This window comes from Mesorhizobium sp. WSM3864 (genome assembly GCF_002294955.1).
Lineage (GTDB): Bacteria > Pseudomonadota > Alphaproteobacteria > Rhizobiales > Rhizobiaceae > Mesorhizobium.
The window spans coordinates 85084-108575 of the sequence record NZ_NSGD01000013.1; the positions used below are offsets into that span (position 1 = coordinate 85084).

At 64.3% G+C, this 23492-nt stretch carries 22 protein-coding genes; 21 read left to right on the plus strand and 1 reads right to left on the minus strand.

The features are described 5' to 3' along the window. Positions 1 to 246: 246 nt before the first annotated feature. From CK215_RS23035 to CK215_RS23055, 5 genes are all read left to right on the plus strand, one after another. Complete coding sequence (locus CK215_RS23035; protein ID WP_095832275.1) at positions 247 to 1536, plus strand: RsmB/NOP family class I SAM-dependent RNA methyltransferase; 1290 nt, start codon at positions 247 to 249, stop codon at positions 1534 to 1536. 93 nt (positions 1537 to 1629) lie between these two features. Continuing rightward, entirely contained in the window at positions 1630 to 2088 is a 459-nt protein-coding gene (locus CK215_RS23040) for a PaaI family thioesterase (RefSeq protein ID WP_066989431.1), read from the plus strand. 3 nt (positions 2089 to 2091) lie between these two features. Beyond that, a complete protein-coding gene (locus tag CK215_RS23045) occupies positions 2092 to 2730 on the plus strand; it encodes a 5'-methylthioadenosine/S-adenosylhomocysteine nucleosidase (RefSeq protein WP_095832276.1) in 639 nt (212 codons plus the stop codon). A 173-nt stretch (positions 2731 to 2903) separates the two neighbouring features. Further along, positions 2904 to 4460: a glutamine-hydrolyzing GMP synthase gene (gene guaA, locus CK215_RS23050; RefSeq protein ID WP_095825772.1), complete on the plus strand. Its 1557-nt coding sequence runs from the start codon at positions 2904 to 2906 to the stop codon at positions 4458 to 4460. A 294-nt stretch (positions 4461 to 4754) separates the two neighbouring features. Then, entirely contained in the window at positions 4755 to 6011 is a 1257-nt protein-coding gene (locus tag CK215_RS23055; RefSeq protein ID WP_095832277.1) for a site-specific integrase, read from the plus strand. On the opposite strand, the gene CK215_RS23060 is transcribed toward CK215_RS23055, so the two are convergent. Next, positions 5965 to 6261 (minus strand): AlpA family phage regulatory protein, encoded by a 297-nt coding sequence (locus tag CK215_RS23060; RefSeq protein WP_095832278.1) that lies wholly within the window; start codon positions 6259 to 6261, stop codon positions 5965 to 5967. The two genes, CK215_RS23055 and CK215_RS23060, sit on opposite strands and share 47 nt — an antisense overlap. Positions 6262 to 6736: 475 nt before the next feature. Here CK215_RS23060 and CK215_RS23065 point away from each other — a divergent pair, with 475 nt between their 5' ends. From CK215_RS23065 to CK215_RS23130, 16 genes are all read left to right on the plus strand, one after another. After that, positions 6737 to 7687: a zincin-like metallopeptidase domain-containing protein gene (locus tag CK215_RS23065; RefSeq protein ID WP_095832279.1), complete on the plus strand. Its 951-nt coding sequence runs from the start codon at positions 6737 to 6739 to the stop codon at positions 7685 to 7687. Between the two features lie 159 nt (positions 7688 to 7846). Beyond that, on the plus strand, positions 7847 to 9976 hold the full coding sequence (locus tag CK215_RS23070) for a ParB/RepB/Spo0J family partition protein (protein ID WP_095832280.1): 2130 nt from the start codon (positions 7847 to 7849) through the stop codon (positions 9974 to 9976). A gap of 161 nt (positions 9977 to 10137) precedes the next feature. Then, a complete protein-coding gene (locus CK215_RS23075) occupies positions 10138 to 14451 on the plus strand; it encodes a strawberry notch family protein (RefSeq protein ID WP_095832281.1) in 4314 nt (1437 codons plus the stop codon). Beyond that, entirely contained in the window at positions 14451 to 15488 is a 1038-nt protein-coding gene (locus tag CK215_RS23080) for a toprim domain-containing protein (RefSeq protein ID WP_095832282.1), read from the plus strand. Before CK215_RS23075 ends, CK215_RS23080 begins: the two co-directional genes overlap by 1 nt. A gap of 331 nt (positions 15489 to 15819) precedes the next feature. After that, entirely contained in the window at positions 15820 to 16743 is a 924-nt protein-coding gene (locus CK215_RS23085) for a DUF2493 domain-containing protein (protein WP_095832317.1), read from the plus strand. Between the two features lie 756 nt (positions 16744 to 17499). Continuing rightward, a complete protein-coding gene (locus CK215_RS31400) occupies positions 17500 to 17667 on the plus strand; it encodes a hypothetical protein (protein WP_170950363.1) in 168 nt (55 codons plus the stop codon). Between the two features lie 226 nt (positions 17668 to 17893). Further along, positions 17894 to 18238, plus strand: a complete 345-nt coding sequence (locus CK215_RS23090) for a hypothetical protein (RefSeq protein ID WP_348628612.1) — start codon at positions 17894 to 17896, stop codon at positions 18236 to 18238. Positions 18239 to 18831: 593 nt separating this feature from the next. Next, positions 18832 to 19155, plus strand: a complete 324-nt coding sequence (locus CK215_RS23095) for a DUF736 domain-containing protein (RefSeq protein WP_095832283.1) — start codon at positions 18832 to 18834, stop codon at positions 19153 to 19155. 181 nt (positions 19156 to 19336) lie between these two features. Further along, positions 19337 to 19597: a DUF2285 domain-containing protein gene (locus CK215_RS23100; protein WP_095832284.1), complete on the plus strand. Its 261-nt coding sequence runs from the start codon at positions 19337 to 19339 to the stop codon at positions 19595 to 19597. 132 nt (positions 19598 to 19729) lie between these two features. Beyond that, on the plus strand, positions 19730 to 19939 hold the full coding sequence (locus CK215_RS31885; RefSeq protein WP_245418771.1) for a DUF6499 domain-containing protein: 210 nt from the start codon (positions 19730 to 19732) through the stop codon (positions 19937 to 19939). A 172-nt stretch (positions 19940 to 20111) separates the two neighbouring features. Further along, positions 20112 to 20495 carry a DUF2285 domain-containing protein gene (locus tag CK215_RS23105; RefSeq protein WP_336619372.1) on the plus strand — a complete coding sequence of 128 codons (384 nt, stop codon included), beginning with the start codon at positions 20112 to 20114 and terminating at the stop codon, positions 20493 to 20495. A gap of 140 nt (positions 20496 to 20635) precedes the next feature. Beyond that, the gene (locus tag CK215_RS23110; protein WP_095832285.1) at positions 20636 to 20917 is read left to right on the plus strand and encodes a helix-turn-helix domain-containing protein; all 282 of its coding nucleotides are present in this window, start codon (positions 20636 to 20638) and stop codon (positions 20915 to 20917) included. Positions 20918 to 21033: 116 nt separating this feature from the next. Beyond that, the gene (locus CK215_RS23115; RefSeq protein WP_095832318.1) at positions 21034 to 21555 is read left to right on the plus strand and encodes a DUF2840 domain-containing protein; all 522 of its coding nucleotides are present in this window, start codon (positions 21034 to 21036) and stop codon (positions 21553 to 21555) included. Beyond that, positions 21552 to 22097, plus strand: coding sequence for a S26 family signal peptidase (locus CK215_RS23120; RefSeq protein ID WP_095832286.1), 546 nt, complete (start codon positions 21552 to 21554; stop codon positions 22095 to 22097). Before CK215_RS23115 ends, CK215_RS23120 begins: the two co-directional genes overlap by 4 nt. 67 nt (positions 22098 to 22164) lie before the next feature. Then, positions 22165 to 22500, plus strand: coding sequence for a DUF736 domain-containing protein (locus CK215_RS23125; protein WP_095832287.1), 336 nt, complete (start codon positions 22165 to 22167; stop codon positions 22498 to 22500). Positions 22501 to 22503: 3 nt separating this feature from the next. Continuing rightward, the gene (locus tag CK215_RS23130; protein WP_095832288.1) at positions 22504 to 23277 is read left to right on the plus strand and encodes a lytic transglycosylase domain-containing protein; all 774 of its coding nucleotides are present in this window, start codon (positions 22504 to 22506) and stop codon (positions 23275 to 23277) included. Positions 23278 to 23492 lie beyond the last annotated feature (215 nt).

Below are 23492 nucleotides of genomic sequence, written 5' to 3' on the forward strand. Positions count from 1 at the left end.
AAAGCTGAGTGTTGAGGCAGCGGTCTTGCTTTGCATTCGCCAGTCAAGACATTAGAGAAGTTTCATGTGCGAGGCGCTTTTCTTGTTATCCGCTGACTGCCGACTGCCGCGAAAGAACCTTCCGTCCGTTGCATGGACGCGATGGTATGGGACAGGTCGTTTGGCCTCAGCGAAACAGAAGGGTTTCAATCGGAGCCGGAAAGGCTCTAAGAGCAGGGATGGAAGCAACGATAGACGGAAGCAGGAATGAGACTGGGCGGAAGGCTGGCGGCGGCCATCGAAGTGCTTGAAGACATCGGCCGGCGGCATCGGCCGGTGGCCGACGCCTTGCGCGACTGGGGCTTGTCGCACCGCTTTGCCGGTGGCGGCGACCGCGCGGCGATCGGCAACATCGTCTACGACGCGCTACGCCGCAAGCGCTCGGCCGGCTGGCTCTTCGGCGAGGAGACGCCGCGCGCCATCGGCTTCGGCGCGTTGCTGCTGGAATGGGGCCAGACGGCGCGGTCGCTGAATGACGCTCTCGACGGCGACAAATTCGCGCCGCCGCTGCTCAGCGCCGCCGAACTGAAAGCGGCAGCCTCCGGCAGGCTCGCCGATGCGCCGGATGCCGTGCGGGCCGATGTTCCGGACTGGTGCGCGCCGCTTCTCGAACACGCCTTTGGCGATGCCTGGGTCGAAGAGGGCGCGGCTCTCGCGATGCGCCCGCCGCTGGACCTCAGGGTCAATGCGCTGCAGGCAGACCGCGGCAAGGTGCTGACGGAACTCCAGGGCACCGGTGCAGCAGCTGCCGCAATCGCGCCGCACGGCATTCGCATCCCGCCGATCAATGGCGACGGCAGGCATCCGAACGTCCAGGCCGAGCCCGCCTTCCAGAAAGGCTGGTTCGAGGTGCAGGACGAGGGCTCGCAGCTTGCGGCAGCGCTCGCCGGCGCCGAGCCGGGCATGCAGGTGCTCGACTATTGCGCGGGCGCCGGGGGCAAGACCCTGGCGCTTTCGGCAGAGATGGACAATCGCGGCCAGGTCTTCGCCCATGATGCGGAAAAGGTGCGGCTGGCGCCGATCTTCGAGCGCATCCGCCGCGCGCACAGCCGCAACATCCAGGTCGTCAGCAAGCCCGCGGAACTCGCGCCGCTCACCGGTTATATGGACCTCGTGCTGATCGATGCGCCCTGCACCGGCAGCGGCACCTGGCGGCGGCGCCCGGACGCCAAGTGGCGGCTGACGGACAGACAGCTCGATGCCCGCAAAGGTGAGCAGCAGGCGATCCTCGACATGGCGCAGGCTTTCGTGAAGCCCGGCGGGCTGCTCGTCTACATCACCTGCTCGGTGTTCGATGCCGAAAACGGCGAGCAGGTCGCCGCCTTCCGAGAGCGCCACGGCGATTTTGCGCCGGTCGACCACCGCCAACTCTGGGACGGCCGTTTCCCCGGCCACGAGGGCGCTGCGCGTATTGGCGAAGCCGGTGGCATCTCGCTGTCGCCGGCGCTCAGTGGCACTGACGGGTTCTATTTCCACGCCCTGCGCAGGGCCGCATGAGGGCAGCCGGCATTTGCTGCGCTGCAACATAAGCGATTGCCTGTCCTGCCTGCCTCTGCAATAAGCTTCGCCAGCAAAAATGAGGCGAAGGCCATGGCAGCCAAAATCGTACCCGCTCCCGATTATGAGGATCGCGTCAGGACTTCCTTTGCCCGCCAGAAGGCCATGGCCACCATCGGTGCGGAGCTGACGCTGGTCACGCCCGGCATCATCGAGATCGAGATGCCCTATGCCCCTTCGCTCACCCAGCAGCACGGCTTCCTGCATGCCGGCGTCATCTCGACCGCGCTGGACTCGGCCTGCGGCTATGCCGCCTTCTCGTTGATGCCGCAGAATTCCAGCGTGCTGACCATCGAATTCAAGGTCAACCTCTTGGCCCCGGGGAAGGGCGAGCGCTTCCTGTTCCGCGGCTCGGTGACCAAGCCAGGCCGCACCATCATTGTTGCCGACGGCCAGGCCTATGCTTTCGCCGCCGATGGCGAGGCCAAGCTGATCGCCACCATGACCGGCACAATGATGACGGTGGTCGGCCGCGACGGCATCGAGGGGTGATCCATGGCGAGCGTTGCGCGGATAGGGGAAAAATCCGTCCTCTTCGTCATGGCGGCCGAGGCCGAATACGGTCCGCATCTCAAAAAGCTGTTCACGCCGCTGATGACCGGCGTCGGCCCGGTCGAGGCCGGCGTGCGCCTCGGCGCCGAGCTCGCCACGTTGAAGGCCGAGGATGCGCTGCCGGATCTCGTCGTCTCGCTGGGCTCCGCGGGGAGCCGAACGCTCGAACAGACCGAAATCTACCAGGCCGTGTCGGTGAGTTACCGCGACATCGACGCTTCGCCGCTCGGCTTCGCGAAGGGCGCGACGCCGTTCCTCGACCTGCCCGTGACGGTGCCGCTGCCCTTCGTCATTCCCGGCATCAGGACCGCGACGCTGTCGACCGGAGGCGCCGTCGTCACCGGGGCCGCCTATGACGCGATCGACGCCGACATGGTCGACATGGAGACCTTCGCCTGCCTGCGCGCCTGCCAGCTGTTCGGCGTGCCGCTGCTCGGCCTGCGCGGTATTTCCGACGGCGCGGTCGATCTCAGGCATGTCGGCGACTGGACCGAGTATCTGCACGTCATCGACGAGAAGCTGGCGGCGGCGATAGGTCTGCTAGAGCAGGCGATTGCGTCCGGCGCGATCGGCCTTACTTAATGCATGTCGCCCAAAAGTGCGCAGCGGTTTTGGGAGAACGACATGTATCAAGACGAAACTTGAAGCTCGTCGCCTGGGCCCGTTCGACGCGACGCGCTTTAGGCGTTTTGGCAAGACCGAACGTCGCAACGCGCACCATTGCGCCGAATCGGTTCTTTCTTTAAAGGCTCGCCATGACGACACATCCCGACACCGTTCTCATCATCGACTTCGGCAGCCAGGTCACGCAGCTGATCGCGCGGCGCGTGCGCGAGGCCGGGGTCTACTGCGAGATCGTTCCGTTCCAGTCAGCCGCAGAGGGCTTCCGCCGCATCCGGCCGAAGGCCGTCATCCTGTCGGGCAGCCCGCACTCGACTGTCGACATCGGCTCGCCCCGCGCGCCCGACGAGGTCTTTTCGTCCGGCATTCCGGTGCTCGGCATCTGCTATGGCGAGCAGACGATGTGCGCTCAGCTCGGCGGCAAGGTCGAGGCCGGCCATCACCGCGAGTTCGGCCGGGCTTTCCTGGAGATCGAGGACGACTGCGCGCTGTTCGACGGTGTCTGGGCCAGGGGCACGCGTCATCAGGTCTGGATGAGCCACGGCGACCGCGTCACCGCCATTCCGGAAGGATTCAAGATCGTCGGCACCTCCACCGGCGCGCCCTTCGCAGCGATTGCCGACGAGGCACGGAAGTTTTACGCGGTGCAGTTCCATCCCGAGGTCGTCCATACCCCGGACGGCGCCAAGCTGCTGAGCAACTTCGTCCACCATATCGCCGGCCTCAGCACGGGCTGGACCATGGCTGCCTATCGCGAGCAGGCGGTCGAGGCGATCCGCAAGCAGGTCGGCAAGGGCAAGGTGATCTGCGCGCTGTCGGGCGGCGTCGATTCCTCGGTCGCTGCGCTCCTGATCCACGAGGCGGTCGGCGATCAGTTGACCTGCATCCTCGTCGACCACGGCCTGATGCGGAAGGACGAGGCGAAAAGCGTGGTGGAGATGTTCCGCCAGCATTACAACCTGCCGCTGATCCTGGTCGACGCTTCCGACCGCTTCATTTCGGCGCTGGAAGGCGAGAGCGATCCGGAAAAGAAGCGCAAGACCATCGGCCGCCTGTTCATCGAGGTGTTCGAGGAAGAGGCGAAGAAACTCGGCGGCGCCGACTTCCTGGCGCAGGGCACGCTCTATCCCGACGTCATCGAAAGCGTCTCCTTCTCCGGCGGCCCGTCGGTGACGATCAAGTCGCATCACAATGTCGGCGGCCTGCCCGAGCGCATGAACATGAAGCTGGTCGAGCCGCTGCGCGAGTTGTTCAAGGACGAGGTGAGGGCGCTGGGCCGAGAGCTCGGCCTGCCCGAAAGCTTCATCGGCCGCCATCCGTTCCCGGGTCCTGGCCTCGCCATACGCTGCCCGGGCGGCATCACCCGCGAGAAGCTGGAGATCCTGCGCGAGGCCGACGCCATCTACCTCGACGAGATCCGCAAGGCCGGCCTCTACGATGCCATCTGGCAGGCCTTCGCCGTGCTCTTGCCGGTGCAGACCGTCGGCGTAATGGGCGACGGCCGCACCTACGAATTCGTCTGCGCGCTGCGCGCTGTGACCTCGGTCGACGGCATGACGGCCGATTTCTACCACTACGACATGAACTTCCTGGGCGCCGCCGCCACCCGCATCATCAACGAGGTGAAAGGCATCAATCGCGTCGTTTACGACGTTACGTCGAAGCCCCCGGGCACCATCGAGTGGGAATGATTCAGGCCCATCCGAACACCGCCGAAATTGCGCTAGAGTTCGATCTAAGTCACTGAAATCAAAAATAGTTTTGGCCGGCAACTTTCGCCGGCTATCGGCGTGCGTCGTTTGGATTTGCCGTACCGGTTGCCGGACCTCACCCATATTGCCACGATTATTTTTTGACAGTACCGTCACGTCATAGAGGGTTTCTGACGGTACTTTTTTCACACTAAGTACCTGAAATTTAAGGGAAAAATCCGCCGCCAGCCCTCAAAAACCTGACGACGGTACTTTTTGGAAAGGCAAGTCGGGATGCTGACGGACGCCGCTCTCAAAGCGTTGAAACCAAAAGATAAAATCTACAAAGTGGCGGACCGTGACGGAATGTATGTCCGCGTTATGCCGAGCGGCGCGATCTCGTTCCGGCTGGATTACAGGCTCAATGGCCGTCGGGAGACCGTCTATCTCGGCAAATACGGTCGCGATGGAATCTCTCTCCTCCAGGCCCGAGAAAAATGCCTCGATGCCCGTCGAGCGGTTAGAGAGGGTCGCTCTCCCGCCATCGAGAAGCAACGAGACAAACGGCGGCTGAAAGAAGCCAAAAGCTTTGGCCAGTTCGGAGAGAAGTGGCTGACGGCGGCGCCGATGGCAGACAGCACGCGATCAATGCGTCGATCAATTTTCGAGCGCGAGCTCCTCCCGATTTGGCGCAATCGGCTGCTGACCGAAATCAGACCGGACGATCTCCGCGGCCAATGTGCCAAGATCGTCGAGCGCGGAGCGCCGGCAACCGCGATCCATGTCCGTGATATCCTCAAACAGATCTACGGCTTTGCCATTCTCCATGGCGAGAAAGTATCCAATCCGGCCGATGACGTCGGGCCGGCATCGATCGCGAACTTTGTCCCAAGAGATCGGTCGCTATGTCCAACCGAAATCCGTGTCATGCTCAAGGTGCTGGAGAAGGTCGCCACTTTGCCCACCATTCGTCTCGGCCTTCGCCTTATCCTGTTCACGATGGTGCGAAAGAGCGAGCTTCAGGACGCCACCTGGGATGAGGTTGATTTCGAAAATGCGGTCTGGTCCATCCCAAAGGAACGGATGAAGCGATCGAAGGCCCACAACGTCTACCTGTCGCGCCAAGCAGTCGACATCTTTATTGCGCTCAAGACCTGTTCGGGAAACTCACGTTTCGTGCTGCCGTCGCGCTACGATGCGGATGCGCCAATGTCGCGCGCAACCTTCAATCGCGTGACCTATTCGGTCGTCGAACAAGCAAAGAATGAAGGTCTGCCGCTTGAGCCGTTCACCGTGCACGATCTTCGGCGCACGGGTTCCACGCTTTTGAATGAACTAGGGTTCAACAGCGACTGGATCGAAAAATGCCTCGCCCATGAGGATGGTCGCTCCTCCCGCGGCGTCTACAACAAGGCGGAATACGAAATGCAGCGTCGCCACATGATGCAAGAATGGTCGGATATAGTGGAAGCTTGGGTTGAGGGAAGAAAACGTCCCGTCGTCCTTATGCCCCCGACGATGGCGATCTTCGAGCCCGATCCTGCGCTTTGACTGGACTGGTCTTTCGCAAGCTTACATCGGGAGCTTTGGCGCGCCTGATAGGTACCGCCCGGCGAGCACGCAGCCACGCTTCGACCTCGGCCAGGTCCCAAACGACGCAACGAGGAGTCAGCGCGAAGCGGCGCGGGAACTGCCCCCGTTGTTCCATCTCATAAATCGTACTGTCGGCCAGAGGTATCATTTCACGCAGTTCCCTGCGGCGAATTGTTCGTGTGGTCTCATGTTTCGTGTGAATCGTCATCGCGCGGCTCTCTCCTTATGGCGCTGCGAAGATTGAAACCGAGACTTCGCGAGGATGGAACGACAGAAAGCTGTGCGGGATACTCTGGGCTACGATTTCGCACATATCGGTCGGTAGGACCCCAGGATTCAGTGCGTAGACCGAGGCAAAGGACATCCATGTCAGAAACACTGATTCAAACGGCGCCCTTCGCCGGGGGCTGTCGGTCCCGCATCCCGCCTGACGTCGGCGCTATGCTGATGCTCCTTCGGCCGCCCTGTTGAACCGGTCTCAGGGCCACGAACTTTCTCCAGCCCGAACTGACTTGGTCCCGCTGGCGGGCATTTCGGTGCTTCCGCCTTGTACGCCCTTGTTTGCTTAGGTCGGGAGAGAGGCGCGGCCTTTCTCCCGACGAAAGTCAGAGGAGGAGCGGGTTTTCGATGACGGGTTGAGAGCCAGAGGAGAGTCCTCCGGCGCCCGTCGCGGAGAAACCGCGATGCCTTGTCGAAACGATCCAGTCCGCGCCGTCGCCGATCGCAGCAACCTCTATGAGGGTATCACCAACAAGATCATCGCCGAGCTGGAGGCCGGTCGCTTTCCCTGGGTCCAGCCCTGGGGGACAGCCGCTGCAAAGGCGCCCTTCTTGATGCCGAGAAACGCCTCCACCGGCAGAGCCTATAGCGGGATCAACGTGCTTATCCTCTGGGGCGCCGTCGTCGAACAGGGGTTTCCGACGCAAAGCTGGCTGACCTTTCGGCAGGCCATCTTGCTCGGTGGAAATGTCCGGAAAGGCGAGCGCGGTACCACTGTCGTCTACGCTGATCGCTTTGTTCCCGATGACGAGAAGAAGCGCGCCAGCGAGAATGGCGAGGATGCCCGAGCGATCCCGTTCCTCAAGCGTTTCACGGTCTTCAATGTTCAGCAATGCGAGAATTTGCCTGACGAGACCGCTATTCAACCGCCGCTGCCGGATCAGAGCTTGATCGAGCCGCGGGTCAAGGCCCTAATCGACGCCGCCGGCGTTGAGTTTCGCATCGGCGGAGACAGAGCCTGCTACATGCCAATCCCCGACTATGTTCAGGTGCCGCCGCCGCAAGCCTTCTTCGATCCAATTAACTGGCATCGTACGGCCCTCCACGAACTTGGTCATGCAACCGGCCATACAACACGGCTTGCTCGTGATCTTTCCGGGTCTTTCGGCACCAAGAAATATGCGTTCGAGGAACTGGTGGCCGAGATCAGCGCCGCTTTCGCCTGCGCGGCGCTTGGTATCTATCCCACGGTACGGCATGCCGACTACATCGGGTCCTGGCTCGAGGTTTTACGAGAGGACAATCGCGCAATCGTGCGCGCCGCCAGCCAAGCCAGCAAAGCAACTGACTGGCTCCTCAGCCATCTGCCTGAGGACGTCGATATACCGATCTCGGCTTATGCCGAGCTGCCTTAGCCGCCAAAGCATCCCGAGGGTGAACGGCTTCTGCGAGCCGCTGCTGACGGACTGCGGCGGCCGTCATGCAGGCGAAGGAGAGGGAGAGATTTGAGTGGGTTTTCGCGACGGGTTCAGGACTGAGAGAGAGGCTCTCGGCGCCCGTCGCGGAGCACCCAGATGACCACAGCCGTTCAGAAGATCACCTTGTCGTCCGCGCGCGACATTCCTTTCAACAAGCTGGTGCTTGCCCAGACCAACGTTCGGCGCATCAAAGCCGGCGTCTCGATCGACGACCTCGCTGCCTCGATCGCACGCCGCGGCCTAATCCAGAGCATCCATGTTCGTCCTGTTCTCGATGCCGACGGCAACGAGACCGGCATGTTCGAGATACCGGCTGGCGGACGCCGCTACCGCGCACTTGAAATGCTGGTGAAGCAGAAGCGGCTTGCCAGGACCACACCGGTTCCCTGCGTCGTCGGCAATGCGTCCAGCTCGGTCCTAGCCGAGGAAGTCTCGCTTGCGGAGAATATCGAGCACGCGCCGCTTCATCCGCTCGATCAGTATCAAGCCTTCAAGGATCTGCGTGAAAAGGGCATGTCGGAGGAGGAGATCGCGTCGGCCTTCTTCATCTCGGTCAACATCGTCAAGCAGCGCCTCAAGCTCACCGCTGTGTCGCCAGCGCTCCTCGACATCTATGCCGACGACGGCATGACCATCGCCCAGCTCGAGGCGTTCTCGGTCAGCAACGACCACGCTCGACAGGAGCAGGTCTGGGAAGCGATCAAGAACAGCTGGTCGAAAGAACCATATCAGATCCGCCGCATGTTGACCGAGAACACCGTGCGCGCTTCCGACAAGCGGGCCGTCTTCGTGGGCCTCGACGCCTACGAGGCGGCGGGCGGCGACGTACTGCGCGACCTCTTCCAGTCGGACGATGGCGGATGGCTGCAGGACGCACCACTGCTCGACCGCCTCGTTACCGAGAAACTTAAGACGATCGCCGACGAAATCGCCAATGAGGGCTGGAAATGGATCGAGGTCGCGGTGAGTTTCCCCTATGGCGCGACGAATGGCTTGCGTGAACTCGAAGGCACGCCGGTCGACCTGTCCAAGGACGAGCAGGCAACGCTCGATGCGCTGCGGAATGAGTTCGATAAGCTGCAAGCTGAATATGAGGAAGCCGACGAGTTGCCAGACGCGGTCGATCAGCGGTTCGGCGAACTTGAAACGGCCATCAAAACGCTGCAGGCGCGTCCCGTACGCTTCGAACCAGCAGACATGGCGCGCGCCGGCGTGTTCATCAGCGTGGATGCGGACGGGTCGCTTCTCGTCGAACGTGGCTATGTGAAACCCGAAGACGACGTTCCGGTTGCGCCAGAGACCGACAGCGAGCCTGACGTCGTTGGATCCCACGATCCAGCAACGACGAGCTCGATACAGCGGTCAATAATCACCCTCGGTGCCCAGTCGACCGAGCCGGAGGACGATGACGAGGATGCCATCAAGCCATTGCCCGATCGGTTGATCATGGAGCTGACCGCCGAGCGCACCTTGGCGCTGCGGGATAAACTCGCGAATGAGCCGGCGACGGCGTTCCTTACCGTGCTTCACAAGCTCGTCCGGGACGCGTTCTTCCGCCACAGCTCGCAAGGCGTCGCGATGGAAGTCTCGGTACGCAACACTGTCTTTTCGGCGCAGTCTGCCGATCTTCGCGATACGCCCTATGCGCGGTCAATCGAAGCCCGCCACAAGGCGTGGGAGGCACGTCTTGCGGGTGATGTGGCCGACCTTTGGGACGTGCTCACAGGTCTCACCGACACTGAACGCGCTGAACTGTTCGCCCATTGCGCATCCTTCGGCGTGAATGCCCTTTATGAACGGGCCGATCGCTATGGCAATGGCGCCATCTCCGCGCACGGCGTCCAGCAGCGCCTTGCGGAAGCCGACCATCTTGCCCGCGTGCTCGGATTGGACATGGCACAGGCTGGTTGGCGGCCAACAGTTGGCAATTATCTCGGTCGCGTCACCAAAGCCCGTATCCTTGAGGCCGTCCGGGAAGGCGAGGGGGAGCGCGCGGCCCAGCTGATCGATCACCTCAAGAAAGGCGACATGGCCAAGGAAGCGGAACGACTGCTTGCGGACAGCGGGTGGCTTCCTGAACCACTGCGGCTTGCCGACATCGATGCGCAGTCAGCCGCCTCCGACTCGCACAATGAGGGCGAGCCGCTGCCCGAATTCCTCGCGGGCGACGAGGAAGATGAATTGGCCGACGCCCAAGAGGAACAGCAGCTCGACGCCGCCGAATAGGTATCCCTCCACGCAGGTCCTGGCCGTCCGGCGCGCGCAAGCGCGCCGGACATTTCCTTGCTGGACAGACCCAGAGTGAAAGTTCGGCCGAGGCGGGTTGAGCCCGTGCGGTCAGAGAGAGCTGGCGGGCTTTCCCACTGTCGCTCTCCGAGGTCTTCCCGATGAACGTTTTGCTTCCTACCGCCACCGCCAATCCCGTCTTATCTGCGTCGACACCTCGCAACCCAGCTGCTGCCATCCATGCCGCGGCCTTGCGGCTTGTTCCCCATCTTGAACGCGGCCAACGTATCGAGGCAGCGGTATTGCGCAGCGCGATGGAGGCGTCATTTGGCGCGTCCGACACCAACGGCGCCTGGGACTGGAAGATGGCCTACGATGCCTGTGAGGCGGCGACCGTACTATTCCTGCGCAAATACGGAAAACCACTTTTCCGCAAAGCCGCTTCCCCGGCCGCACGGCTCTCTGCATTGGCCAAGATCGCCGGGTTGCTTCCGACCCATACACGCCGATCCGAGGAGGCCCAGGCGTTCCAGCAGTTCTCGACGCCGATTCCGCTGGCCTTGGCCAGCATGACCGCGGCGTCGCTCTCGCCAGCCGACCGGGTTCTGGAGCCCTCCGCGGGAACCGGATTGCTTGCGGTTCTCGCCGAGGCCGCCGGTTCCGGTCTCATCCTAAACGAGCTCGCCGAAACCCGCGCCGAACTGCTCGCGTTCCTCTTTCCGGCGATCTCCGTCACGCGCTTCGACGCTGCCCAGGATCATCTCAATTGCGCTGCCGTTCCCAGCGTGGTCATCATGAATCCGCCATTCTCGGTCATGGCGAACGTCTCCCGACGCATGAGAGACGCCGTCTATCGCCACATCGCCTCGGCACTGGCGCGACTTGCCCCGGGCGGCCGGCTGGTCGCGATCACCGGGGCGAACTTCTCGCCCGAGCTGCCTGTCTGGCGCGACTGCTTCGTCCGGCTGCAAGAGCGCGGCCGCGTCGTATTCACCTCTGCCATCGCGGGCGCGGTCTATGCCAAGCACGGAACAACCATCGAGACGCGGCTGACCGTCATCGACAAGGCGCCGGCCGAGATCGCGGCCCCTTTCCCCGAATCGGCCGGTATCGCGCCGGACGTAGCGACGCTACTCGCCTGGATACAGCGCGATGTCCCGCCGCGGATGCCAGTCACGCTGCCGAAGGTCTCGCCCGACCAGGCGCCGCGCATGACGGGGGGTTATGTCGCCCGGGCCTCGTCCGCCGCATACGCCCGCCGCATCTCTGAGATCGAGGGAGTGCCACTCGACTATGAGACGGTGGACTGGACGCCGCCCGCGGGCGGCCGGCTGTCGGACTCGATCTACGAGCCATATGCGCTCCAATCGATCCGCATCCCGGGCGCGCAGCCGCATCCTACCAATCTGGTGCAGTCGGCCGCGATGGCATCGGTCGCGCCGCCGAAGCCGAGCTATCGCCCGACGCTTCCGGCCGCGATCATCACCGACGGCATGCTCTCCGACGCGCAGCTCGAGACGGTGATCTATGCCGGCGAGGCCCATAGCGAATATCTCGCTGGCGCCTGGACGGTGGACGAGACCGGGGATTTCGTCAGCGCTGCGGCAGACACCGCGGCGAGTGCCGTCCGATTCCGCCGGGGCTTCATGCTCGGCGACGGCACCGGCGCTGGCAAGGGTCGCCAGTCGGCCGGCATCATCCTCGACAACTGGCTCCAGGGCCGGCGCAAGGCGGTCTGGATCTCCAAATCCGACAAGCTGCTCGAGGATGCGCAGCGCGACTGGTCAGCGCTCGGCATGGAGCGCCTGCTGGTCACACCGCTCTCGCGCTTCGCGCAAGGGACGTCGATCCGGTTGGACGAAGGCGTCCTTTTCACCACCTACGCTACTCTACGGTCTGACGACCGCGGGGAGAAGCTTTCGCGTGTCAAGCAGATCGTCGAATGGTTGGGGTCCGATTTCGACGGAGTGATCATTTTCGACGAGTCCCACGCGATGCAGAACGCCGGCGGCGGCAAGGGAGAACGGGGCGACGTAGCCCCGTCGCAGCAAGGCCGTGCGGGGCTCCGTCTCCAGCATGCCCTGCCGAGTGCTCGCGTGGTCTATGTCTCGGCGACCGGCGCGACCACCGTCCATAATCTCGCCTACGCCCAGCGGCTCGGTCTGTGGGGCGGCGAGGATTTCCCGTTCGCCAACCGCGCCGAATTCATCGAGGCGGTCGAGAATGGCGGCGTCGCGGCCATGGAGGTGCTCGCCCGCGACCTGCGCGCGCTCGGCCTCTACATCGCGCGGTCGCTCTCCTTTGACGGCGTCGCATACGAGCTGGTCGAGCATAAGCTCACAGCCGAGCAGACCCGGATCTACGATGCCTATGCCGGCGCTTTTGCGATCATCCACAATCATCTCGACGCGGCGATGCAGGCCGCTAACATCACCGGAGAGAGCGGCACGCTGAACCGGCAGGCGAAGTCGGCCGCACGCTCGGCCTTCGAGAGCGCCAAGCAGCGCTTCTTCGGCCATCTGCTGACCAGCATGAAGACACCAACGCTGGTGCGCTCGATCGAGCGGGACCTGGCGGACGGCCATTCCGCCGTCATTCAGATCGTCTCGACCGGCGAAGCCCTGATGGAGCGCCGCCTGGCCGAGATCCCGACCGAGGAATGGAACGACATCCGCGTCGACATCACACCGCGCGAGTATGTCCTCGACTATCTCGCCCATTCCTTCCCGGTTCAGCTCTACGAGCCGTTCTCGGACAGCGAGGGCAATCTGTCGTCGCGACCCGTCTACCGCGATGGCCAGCCCGTCGAGAGCCGGGAAGCCGTCGCGCGTCGCGACGAGCTGATCGAACGGCTTGCATCACTGCCGCCGGTCCCCGGCGCGCTCGACCAGATTGTCCAGCGCTTCGGCACCGATGTCGTCGCCGAGGTCACGGGGCGCTCGCGTCGCGTGGTGCGCAAGGGCGAGCGGCTTGTGGTGGAGAACCGGGCCGCTTCCGCCAATCTCGCCGAAGCCGCCGCCTTCATGGATGACGACAAGCGCGTCCTCGTCTTCTCGGACGCCGGCGGCACCGGCCGCAGCTATCACGCCGACCTTGCCGCCAGGAATCAGCGCCTGCGCATCCACTACCTACTGGAGCCGGGCTGGAAGGCCGATGCCGCGATCCAGGGTCTTGGTCGCACCAATCGGACCAACCAGGCGCAGCCGCCGCTTTTCCGGCCGATCGCGACCGACGTGAAGGCCGAGAAGCGGTTTCTCTCGACGATCGCGCGTCGGCTCGACACGCTGGGCGCCATCACGCGAGGCCAGCGCCAGACCGGCGGCCAAGGCCTGTTCCGGCCCGAGGACAACCTCGAATCGCACTATGCGCGTGATGCTCTGCGCCAGCTCTACTCGCTGCTCGTCCGCGGCAAGGTCGACGGATGCTCGCTCGAACGCTTCGAGTCCGCAACCGGCCTGAAGCTGATGGATGACAATGGCATCAAGGACGAGCTGCCGCCGATCACCACCTTCCTCAATCGTCTGCTGGCGCTGACCATCGACTTGCAGGGCGTGTTGTTCACGGCGTTCGAGCAGCTTCTCGCCGCCAAGATCGAGGGCGCCATCAGAAGCGGCGTCTATGACGTCGGGCTCGAAACACTGCAGGCCGAGAGCTTCGTCGTCACCGACAGCCAGGTGATCCACACGCATCCGGGCACCGGCGCGGAGACGCGGCTGCTCACCATCACCCGCCGCGAGCGCAATCGTCCGATGACGGTCGCGGCCGCGCTGGCCTACCTTGCCGATCGGCGCGCGTGCCTGCTGGTCAACGGCCGCTCCGGCCGCGCTGCCGTCCAGGTGCCCGCGCCGTCTATGATGCTCGATCACGGCGAGATCGAGCGCCGCATCTGCCTGATCCGGCCGATGGAGCAGCACTACGCACCGCTGCGCATGATGGAGGAGAGCCATTGGGAGGAAGCCGATCGCGACCGTTTCGCCGCCGCCTGGGAGGCCGAGCTGGCCGGCGTCCCAGAATACTCCGACAGCACGATCCATGTGGTGGCGGGCTTGCTCCTTCCAATCTGGAAGCGCTTGCCCGAGGAATCGACGCGCGTCTATCGCCTGCAGACAGACGCCGGCGAGCGCATCATCGGTCGCCGTGTCTCGCCGGCCTGGGCCGCCAATGCAGCATCGTCCGGCATGAGCAAGCTGGCGCCTGCAGATGCCTTCACTGCTTTGATGGACGGCAAGACGGTACTCGATCTCGCCGAGGGTCTGCAACTCCGGCGCGCCCGCGTCATGAGCGTCTATCGGCTGGAGCTGACCGGCTTCACCGAGGCGATGCGCGACCGGCTGCGGGCCTACGGTCTCTTCAGCGAGATCATCTCATGGAAGCTCCGCTTCTTCGTCCCGGTCGACGCTAGCGGCCCGACCGTGCTCGCCAAACTGCTCGACAGCTATCCGGTCGCGCGCATCTCCGATCGGGAGGCTGCGTAATGGGCCGTCAGGACGCATCCGACCTCGCGCATCGTCTCGGCCAGCAGGCCGAGGCGGTGTGCCGTCATTATCTCTCAAGGGGCCGCCGCGAAGGCCGCTACTGGCTGGTGGGCGATGTGGGCAACACGCCCGGCCGCTCCATGTACGTACGCCTGAAGGACTCGCCGAAAGGCCCGGCCGGAAAATGGACCGACGCCGCAACCGGTGAGCATGGCGATCTCCTCGACGTGATCCGGGAGAGCTGTGGTCTCATCGACTTCAAGGACGTCGCCGACGAAGCGCGGAGGTTCCTCTCCATGCCGCCCGCAGAGCCGGAGGCGCACGCATCCAGGCAGCAAGCGCCTGCACCGCACGGATCGCCAGAGGCGGCCCAACGCCTCATCCGCATGTCGCAGCCGATCATCGGCACGATCGTGCAAGCGTATCTCCGCGAACGTGCAATTACGGATTTGCGCGAAACCGGAAGCCTGCATTTCCACCCGCGCTGCTACTATCGCCCGGACGAGCATTCGCCGACCGAGACCTGGCCGGCGATGATCGCGGCCATCACCGATCTCGGCGGCAGGATCACCGGAGCGCATCGCACCTGGCTCGACCCGCGGCGCCGGGACAAGGCGCCTCTCGACACACCGCGCCGGGCGATGGGCGATCTTCTCGGCAATGCGGTCCGCTTTGGCATCGGCGGCGAAGTGATCGCGGCCGGCGAAGGCATCGAGACCGTGCTGTCCGCACGACAGGTCTTGCCCGACATGCCGATGATGGCAGCGCTCTCGGCAGCGCATCTCGCTGCCATCCTGTTCCCGGACACACTGCGCCGGCTCTACATCCTGCGCGACGACGATCCTGCCGGTGACGGCGCCCGCGATACCTTGGTCGAACGGGCGAATGCGGTCGGCATCGAGGCGATCGTCATCTCTCCCCAGCTCGGAGACTTCAACGAGGATCTCCGCACCTTCGGCGTTGATACGCTCCGCACCCAGACGCGGATGCAGATCGGTGCGCAGGACGTCGCACGCTTCATGACGCTGACGGCCTGACCGGCACGAGGGCACGTTGGGCGGTGCTGCCGTGCCCCTCCGGATGCGTCATTCCGTCGGAGAGGACCGCGCCTCGGCCTTCGATAGGGCGATCGACCCACAAGCCGGCCAGCCCGGCAATGACGGCGCCCGACTATTTTCCGGCGGCCCAAGTCCACCCCACGCGGGCAGGCCGCGTGGGGACCCCGGCTCGAGCCTTTCCATCGCGAGACAAAATAGTCGGCCTTAGCCATCGAGCCCTGCGCTGCGCTCCGGGTGCCGGGCCGTCCGGCCCGTGGGCTTCGTCGCCATGAAGGCCGCGACGGTCGCGGTCCAACCGACGGAGCATCCCATGAGCGAGCACGACGACTTCGAACCGCATCACGAATCCTCACCGACCGACCATGTCCTCAACGAACTGCAGCTTCATGGCTATCGGCCCTTCGCCGACGAACCCGATCAGCGGCTCCTGCCGGACGGCAACGCGGTCGCGGGGGCCATCGCCGATATCTTCGACGCCTTGATCGTGACCCTGGAGGACACGCGCCTCGAACCTGACCTCGACGATCTGCTCTGGTCGACTGTCAACGTCTTTCACCGAGCCGCCGCGCGGATCGGGCACGAGCTGGACGACAACGAGCAGGCCCAGAAGCGCTCCCAGCGTGAACAGGACGGCAGCGAGGTGAAGTCGGTTGAGCTTGAACGACTCATTGCCGAGGGCAAGACACTGATCGAACGTCAGAACGCCTTCGAGCTGATGCGCGACCAAGCTGCCGAGCACTACGAGCGCCAGGTCGGCAAACCTTGGCTCCCGCGCAGCGGATCGAAGCTCAACCATCGCAATCTCACCTCAGCGCTGATCGACAGCCGCGACTTTCTCATGGCGAAGAGGCGCGCCGAGCAAGAGATCCTTCTGCCTCCAGGCCCCAAGATCGTCGTCACCGGCGGGCTCGACTACGACGATCACCGCCTCATTTGGGCGAAGCTCGACCAGGTGCATGAGAAGCACCCGGACATGGTGCTGGTGCACGGCAGGTCGCCGAAAGGCGCCGAGAAGATCGCCTCGCTCTGGGCGAAGAACCGCAACGTGCCGCAGATTGGCTTCGCGCCCGACTGGACCAAGCACGGCCGGGCCGCACCGTTCAAGCGAAACGACGAGATTTTGGGGATCGTGCCGAAGGGCGTGATGCACTTTCCGGGCACGGGCATCCACGACAATCTCGCCGACAAGGCGAAGAAGCTCGGCATCCCGGTCTGGAAGTTCGGCGGCGCGTGAGCGCCGTCAGACTTCAGCCTTCGCCGCTCCCGTAGCGAGAGGTGCCGATCAGTTTCCAAGTGTGTGCTGCGCCATCACGAACTTTGACTTCCAAACCGCACAAAGTCTGGACATCGGCCAAGCGCAGATTCACCCCGTTCGCTGGCTCAAGTCAGTCTGACGACCCACCGAATGATGATGCGTGAAGCAGCCGCACATCCGGCAGTGATACCAGCGGAGTTTCGCTTCTCCCCACAGACAGCTCTCAAACGTGCCGTTGGGAGCAGTGATGCTTACCGTCCGCGCGACGTAGTAGGCGAAGGGGGCTGCACCCTGATGCACATCGAGCAATGCATGCGGTAAGCGCGCGCGGACGACGCGGAAGCCTGATCGCAATGGCACTGCAGCGGGATGATACTTCAAGCATTGCCCTCGTCGCACGTCATCCGGGAATGCGGCAGTCTTACACGTCATCGAAGCCTTTAGCCGCTTTGCTGCGAACGACTGACTACTCGAAGGGCGATCTGCATCTGGCTGTTCAGAGCGAGTGCGTGCCGATGGGTCGCATCTGGCACCGTCGCACGGCACCATGCCTCCGCTTCATTGCGCTGATCCTAGGTCAGACTGATCGCTTGTCGCCATCAACCCGTAAAGGGTCGGCTATGCGAGCATGCCGCCGCTGCGGCTGCGCCTGCGCGGTGATTGCAGCGCTCAGTCCGACACATCGGGCGCCTGTCAGCGGGGAATGGTCCTCCGCTCGAAACAGGAGCCGGATCGATGTCCCTCAATGACGCTCACGCCTTCGCCTTCAGCCTCGCCACCACCCTGATGGCCACCATCATCATCTTCCGGGCCGGCGACGGCACGCTGTCGGTTACCCTCGCCAGCGAATATGACGGCGACACCGCCGCCATCGTCCATGAAATCGATCCCTTCGCCCCCTGAACGGACGGCAGGGGCGCCGGGAGCGGAAATCGTCGGCTATTTCCGCGCCCGGCGCTCGCGCTCTTACGCTATACTTCAACCGAGCCGTGGTGGTGGAAAGCGCGACGTCAGACCTTGTCCTGACGGAGACCACCACGATGATCGTCGTCGCAATGCTTGCATCTCTCGTAGCGATCGGTCTGCTGCTGTTCACGCTGGCCGTCTTCGCGTGCCTGGGTTTGTCGGAGTGACCGCGGGCGCGTGGGCGTATGGCACGGGCGCCGGCATTTCCGGTGCCATTGTTGTCGGCGCGGTCGCGGCAGCCATAACGCTCGCGGCGGGGCATCTGCTCATCAGCCTCGTTCATCTAATGTGGCTGAAGCTGATCGTGGCGGCAGCCTTCGCCGCGCCGGCGGCGATCGCCGGCTTCCATGCCATCCACGGCATCGTGAAGCATCTCATGCTGTCCGACGCGTGGCAGATCATGTTCTCCGTCATCGGCGCGGTCGCAGTCGGCATCACCGCCTCCGTACGGGCCGCTGGATTTGCGGCGGCACCGGCCCCGTCCCGCCGGGATCTTGCGCAGGCCTGATCTGCGTCATCGCCGTCAGCACGACCAGGGCAGCAATGGCGTGGTCGCCCCACGTCTCGTGCCTTTGCGATGGGCGTGTGCGGCGCGAAGCGACGCTGGCCCGGAAAAGCGGTCTTCGCTGGAGCGCTGCAGGAGCAGAGCCTTGTGTCGGCGGGGCACCCGACAGCCGGCATGGCGATCGCCGTGGTGACGCTGGGAGGCGAGCATGCAGCAGCATCGGCCTGGGGGAGAAGACGAAGCCGGCGAGACTACGCCGGCACCTTGCCGATGTCGGACGGGCGCCATCCTATCCGTTATCTGGCCGTGACGCGACCGCTCCAAACGGCCTCTTCAATGGCCTGATCTGGCCGAAGGCCGGCTGCGCCTCGATCGCCTATGACGCAACAGCCGCGTCAAACTTTCTTCCCCTGCCGGACCCACCCCACGCGACAGGCCGCGTGGGGACCCCGAGGCGCCGCCATTCCTCGCGAGACAAGAAAGCCCTCCTTGGCTGTCGGGCCCCTTCGCGGTGCGCCGTCGATCGCCTCCGGCCTGCCGATCGCCATCGAGGCCGCAATGGTGCGGGCTCGGAAACACCAAAACGGAGACATAAAATGGCTACCATCGGCTCTTTCAAGAAGACCGGCTCGAACGAGTTCACCGGCGAGATCGTCACCCTTAGCGTCCAGGCCAAGAACGTGCGCATCGTCCCCGACCAGCGCGCCACGGGCGAGAACGCTCCCAGCCACCGGGTCCTGGTCGGCCGCGCCGAGATCGGCGCCGCCTGGACGAAGCGCTCGGGCGAAGGTCGCGACTATTTGGGCCTCAAGCTCGACGATCCGAGCTTCAACGCCCCGATCTACGCCAACCTCTTCGACGACGAAGAGGGAGAAGGCTTCTCGCTCATCTGGTCGCGGCCGAGTGCGCGGCGCGACTAAGAGCCCAAGAAGGCCCCGGCCGGAGCGCCGGGGCCTTCTCCCGCGAGCAACTGGCTGAGTTGCTTCCGCAAGAGGAAAGGCGATGCCGGGATCGCATCGCCTGATGCTATCGAGCGGGCCTCCGCTCAGAAGGCTGCTTCTGTAAAATGCAACCTTCACTCTGTTGATGCGATGGCCAGCGATGATTGAGCCGTTTGACGAGGCCGCGCCGACGGCCGATGAACTTACCGAGTATGATCGCGAACACATCAAGCTCTATGCGCGCCTGCTGGACGCCGCCGATGACGGCGCGGACTGGCGCGAGGTGGTGGAAATACTCTTCGGCATTGATTTGACGAAAGAGCCGCAGCGCGCCCGGCGCATTCATGACAGCCATCTGGCGCGAGCGCGCTGGATGGCACGCGCCGGCTACCGCCATCTCCTTCGTAAAACCGGCAGGTAGCGCCACCGTCGCTACCGGTCGCAGATGATGCCGAAAGGGCATCACCTGATGCCCAGTGACGGGCTTCCGTCACTCGCCGCGAGTCGAAATGTTTGAGACGGGGGCTGCGCTGTATTGCGAGGAGCTCTTCAGATGAGGCCGGATACGTCGCAATGGCGAGACCATGACAGCTACGACTATTTCGATGCTTTACCAATCGAAGGGCTCGCCTGGGAGTGCCTGCGGCGTCACGAGCCCTATCAACGGCACTATCGGGCGCTCCTGAGAACAAGCTCGCAAAAAGCGCCAATGCCGCCCGAGGAGCAGCGGATATGGGGGCTGCGATTTCCCGGCCAGGCCTGACTTATCCGCATTGGCGCAAGAGGTCCTCTGGTCGCCTGACGTCGATCCAGCGGTAGTTCCTCTTGTCCGCGTGCCGGATTTCCTTTCATCGGCAGCGCTTGCGCCGTTGACGGCTCTGGGTGAGGAACACGATAGTCCGGAAGGACGCCACACAATTCACAAAGCCGGTGCGGTGACCCAGCTTCTTCTCCTGCCTGGCAGCGACACGCACGGTCAGCTGGCGGCGTTGGTTCCGCTGGACGCGCAGACCTTGGGCCGGATCGAGGCGCTTACCCGCTTCTGGCGTTCCTGGCAGGGCCGCCCGGCACCGCCTGACACGCGAATGACCCCGCAGCAGCGACGCCGATTTCGCCTGATGATGCGGGCCGCCGACGGCCGTTCAAACGGCGCCAGCTATCGCGACATCGCAATCGCTCTCTACGGGCTTACCCGCATCGCCGCCGATCCCTGGAAAACCTCCGCGCTTCGCGACGCGGTGATCGGCCTGGTCGAGGGCGCCACCTCCCTGATCGCCGGCGGCTATCTGCAGATATTGCGCCATCGACGCCGGGCGTAGCCCTCCGGTTCAGCCACGGGGTGGGATTTTTGGCACCCCGCAACTTCCCCATCCCTTCCGCAGCCCATCCTCCGCCACCGTGGTCACCGTCCGCCGCTGGTCGTCAGCGGCCGCTCGAAACCCCACGGAGCTGCGATCCAATGCGACCCGATACCGCCGTGTTGCCGCCGCGCTTTCTGCGCACCAAGGAAGCTGCTGATTTCCTCAGCCTGTCCGCCCGGACTCTCGAAAAGCACCGTACTTACGGCACAGGCCCTGCTTACAAAAAGCTCGGCGGCCGCGTCGTCTATGCTGTCGACGATCTCCAAGCCTGGGCCGAGCGCGGCGCCGTCACCTCGACGTCAGATCCTCGCGGCTCGGTCTTGCCGGCCAAGCGACATACGCCCGCGCCAGCCGCGCATGACAGGCGATACTCGCGCTGACTGTGCGCGGATGACGCGCGGCCACGCACGGCATCGCCGGTGTCCGGCGCGGCTTCGCCATCCCTCGATCCAGCGCCAGATGCGCGCGAATCCCTCGCAAAACCAGGAGCATGTTCATGACGGGTATTGCCGCCACTAGCCTGCGCCGTGCGCTCCCAGAAGGGCCCCAGCTCTCTGACAATCTCGTGCATGTCGAACTGATTTGGAGGGAAAGGATACAGGAGAACTGGATACGGTTCGGCACGCACACCCAAGAGCAGATCGTCGATCGCCGCCGGCGCATCCTGTCCTACCGGCCCGGCGCGGTCTTCGCCTTCGCGCGCTGGGCAGCAAACGACTTCGGAACGGTCACCTCTCGAATCGAGATCGTCCGAGCCGTGGCACCCGGCGAGCACTATCAGACGCTTCCCTTCGTGCGCCCAGGTGGCGAAATCCTGCTGAAGGTCGAGAGCTGGCCCCGGGTTGAACGCGTTCTGCAGGCGATCGACGCGATCGAGCGCCTCGGGATAGAACCTGCGTCGGTATCGCCGGATCATTGGCGCAATATCCACCACCGCATAACAGCCGGGCAGGCGCCGCGCGCCTATACGCTCGACCAGCATCGCGCAGCCTTGCTGCGCAGGAGGGTGGGGTTGTGACACGTGCCGCCATCATCCTGGCCGGTGCTGCCGCAAGCATGGCCATCGGCTTTCCGGCCTTCGTTCCGACGCCAGTCAGATTGGTCTGGAACGCGTCGGCCAGCGCGCCGCGCGGCCTTTACCTGATCGACTCCGACGGACCACCCGCGGTCGGCGATCTAGTCGCCGTGAACGCGCCCGAGCCGCTCGCCGCCTTCCTCGCCGATCGCGGCTATCTGCCGAAGGGCGTGCCACTTCTGAAGCACATCCTTGCGACATCCGGGCAAAGCGTCTGCCGCTCGGGCCTCACCATAACTGTCGATGGCGCTGTCGCTGGCATGGCGCTGCAGCGCGACCGAGCTGGCCGTGCCTTGCCGGTCTGGACGGGCTGCCGACGCGTCGCGACCGGTGAAGTCTTCCTTATGAACCGTCAGGTCCGCGACAGCCTCGACGGCCGGTACTTCGGTCTCATTCCCACTGATCGGATCATCGGCCGCGCGCTCCCGCTGTGGACCCGCGGGAGCGGCGACGGCCGCTTCGAACGGCGCGCGCCAATGCGGTGAGCGCGCGAGCGGCGGCGCTCCCGTCGCCAACCTCATCACCGCACCGTCACAAGGACAGGAGCCTGACATGCTGCAGATCGGAGAGTTCACGCGCCAGAAGACTGGCTATTGCGGGCGCATCCATACGCTCAGCCTCAACCTCGACATCGCCATCGTGGCGGCAGAGGCAAACGACACTGAAAATGCGCCTGACTACCGTGTCCATGCCGGCAATGAGGACGGCCCCGAGATCGGCGCCGGCTGGAAACGCTCAAGCGAGAAGGCCGGCGACTTTGTCTCGATCCAGCTCGACGACCCCATCCTGGCGCAGCCGATACGCGCGAGCCTCTTTCGCAACGACAACGACAAAACGTCGTGGTCGCTACACTGGTCGCGCCCGCGCGAGCGTGGCGAGAAGGAGTGAACGATGCGCGCTCGCCGTCAATCGACGAGCCGTCACAATGCGCCCGGGCCGCTTCAGGCTGCCCGGCGTATGGCTTGCTCCCTGCTTTGTGGGCTGTCCGTCGCAACGGCCTTGCCGACAACGGCGGTGGCGCAGGACCCGGCCTTCGCACGACCGTCCCAACGCGACCCGTTTGCCGCGCACATCAGCGAAGCCTCGCATCGCTTCGGCGTTCCGACCGCGCTGATCCGCGCCGTCATGCGCCAGGAGAGCGCGGGCGACGCGCGCGCCGTGTCCAGCGCAGGCGCCCGCGGCCTGATGCAGATCATGCCTGGCACATGGGACGATCTGCGCGCCCGCTGGTCCCTCGGTGCCGACCCCTTCGACCCTCGCGACAACATTCTGGCTGGCGCGGCATATTTGCGCGAGTTGCATGACCGCTTCGGCTCACCGGGGTTTTTGGCCGCCTACAACGCGGGACCCGCGCGCTACGAAGCCTATCTCGCCGGGCGTCCGCTGCCGGCCGAGACTCGAGCCTATGTCGCAGCGCTTGCTCCGCTCGCGCGAGGTCTGGCGACCGCTCGCCCTTTCGCCTTCGCCTCCGCCACGGCAATACCCTGGAAGCATGCCGCGCTCTTTGTGCGCCGGCCGGATCGCGCGCCACCGGTCGGCTTCGCGGCCGCCGGCCGGCCGCTGAACAACCCTGTCTCTGCAACAATCGTGCGCGATGGATCCGGGATCGCGCCGCCGTGGGCGGGCCTCTTCGTGGCGCGGACGGGCGAAGGGATCAAGCCATGACCACGCGCCATCCTTTTCGCGCAATCGCGGGTTCCAGCGCACCATGGCGTGCATGCAGGCGGGAGGCACCCAGACCAACCGGGAGATGGCTAGATAAAAGCGCGCACATTGCGCGTTGGCCGGTCGCTAGGTTTTTTCGGGTTCCGAGGCGCGATGCGCACATTGCCGCCGTTGGTCGCAATGTACGTCGCACATTCAAGGCTTTGTATCCGCAC

What these genes read in the sequence shown, in the direction of transcription:
- CK215_RS23040 (WP_066989431.1), top strand. Translation starts at nt 1,630, where the DNA reads ATGGCAGCCAAAATCGTACCCGCTCCCGATTATGAGGATCGCGTCAGG.
- CK215_RS23070 (WP_095832280.1), top strand. Translation starts at nt 7,847, where the DNA reads ATGACCACAGCCGTTCAGAAGATCACCTTGTCGTCCGCGCGCGACATT.
- CK215_RS23110 (WP_095832285.1), top strand. Translation starts at nt 20,636, where the DNA reads ATGCGACCCGATACCGCCGTGTTGCCGCCGCGCTTTCTGCGCACCAAG.
- CK215_RS23130 (WP_095832288.1), top strand. Translation starts at nt 22,504, where the DNA reads ATGCGCGCTCGCCGTCAATCGACGAGCCGTCACAATGCGCCCGGGCCG.
- guaA (WP_095825772.1), top strand. Translation starts at nt 2,904, where the DNA reads ATGACGACACATCCCGACACCGTTCTCATCATCGACTTCGGCAGCCAG.
- CK215_RS23075 (WP_095832281.1), top strand. Translation starts at nt 10,138, where the DNA reads ATGAACGTTTTGCTTCCTACCGCCACCGCCAATCCCGTCTTATCTGCG.
- CK215_RS23065 (WP_095832279.1), top strand. Translation starts at nt 6,737, where the DNA reads ATGCCTTGTCGAAACGATCCAGTCCGCGCCGTCGCCGATCGCAGCAAC.
- CK215_RS23045 (WP_095832276.1), top strand. Translation starts at nt 2,092, where the DNA reads ATGGCGAGCGTTGCGCGGATAGGGGAAAAATCCGTCCTCTTCGTCATG.
- CK215_RS31400 (WP_170950363.1), top strand. Translation starts at nt 17,500, where the DNA reads ATGTCCCTCAATGACGCTCACGCCTTCGCCTTCAGCCTCGCCACCACC.
- CK215_RS23085 (WP_095832317.1), top strand. Translation starts at nt 15,820, where the DNA reads ATGAGCGAGCACGACGACTTCGAACCGCATCACGAATCCTCACCGACC.
- CK215_RS23060 (WP_095832278.1), bottom strand. Translation starts at nt 6,261, where the DNA reads ATGACGATTCACACGAAACATGAGACCACACGAACAATTCGCCGCAGG.
- CK215_RS31885 (WP_245418771.1), top strand. Translation starts at nt 19,730, where the DNA reads ATGAGGCCGGATACGTCGCAATGGCGAGACCATGACAGCTACGACTAT.
- CK215_RS23055 (WP_095832277.1), top strand. Translation starts at nt 4,755, where the DNA reads ATGCTGACGGACGCCGCTCTCAAAGCGTTGAAACCAAAAGATAAAATC.
- CK215_RS23125 (WP_095832287.1), top strand. Translation starts at nt 22,165, where the DNA reads ATGCTGCAGATCGGAGAGTTCACGCGCCAGAAGACTGGCTATTGCGGG.
- CK215_RS23080 (WP_095832282.1), top strand. Translation starts at nt 14,451, where the DNA reads ATGGGCCGTCAGGACGCATCCGACCTCGCGCATCGTCTCGGCCAGCAG.
- CK215_RS23035 (WP_095832275.1), top strand. Translation starts at nt 247, where the DNA reads ATGAGACTGGGCGGAAGGCTGGCGGCGGCCATCGAAGTGCTTGAAGAC.
- CK215_RS23115 (WP_095832318.1), top strand. Translation starts at nt 21,034, where the DNA reads ATGACGGGTATTGCCGCCACTAGCCTGCGCCGTGCGCTCCCAGAAGGG.
- CK215_RS23100 (WP_095832284.1), top strand. Translation starts at nt 19,337, where the DNA reads ATGATTGAGCCGTTTGACGAGGCCGCGCCGACGGCCGATGAACTTACC.
- CK215_RS23095 (WP_095832283.1), top strand. Translation starts at nt 18,832, where the DNA reads ATGGCTACCATCGGCTCTTTCAAGAAGACCGGCTCGAACGAGTTCACC.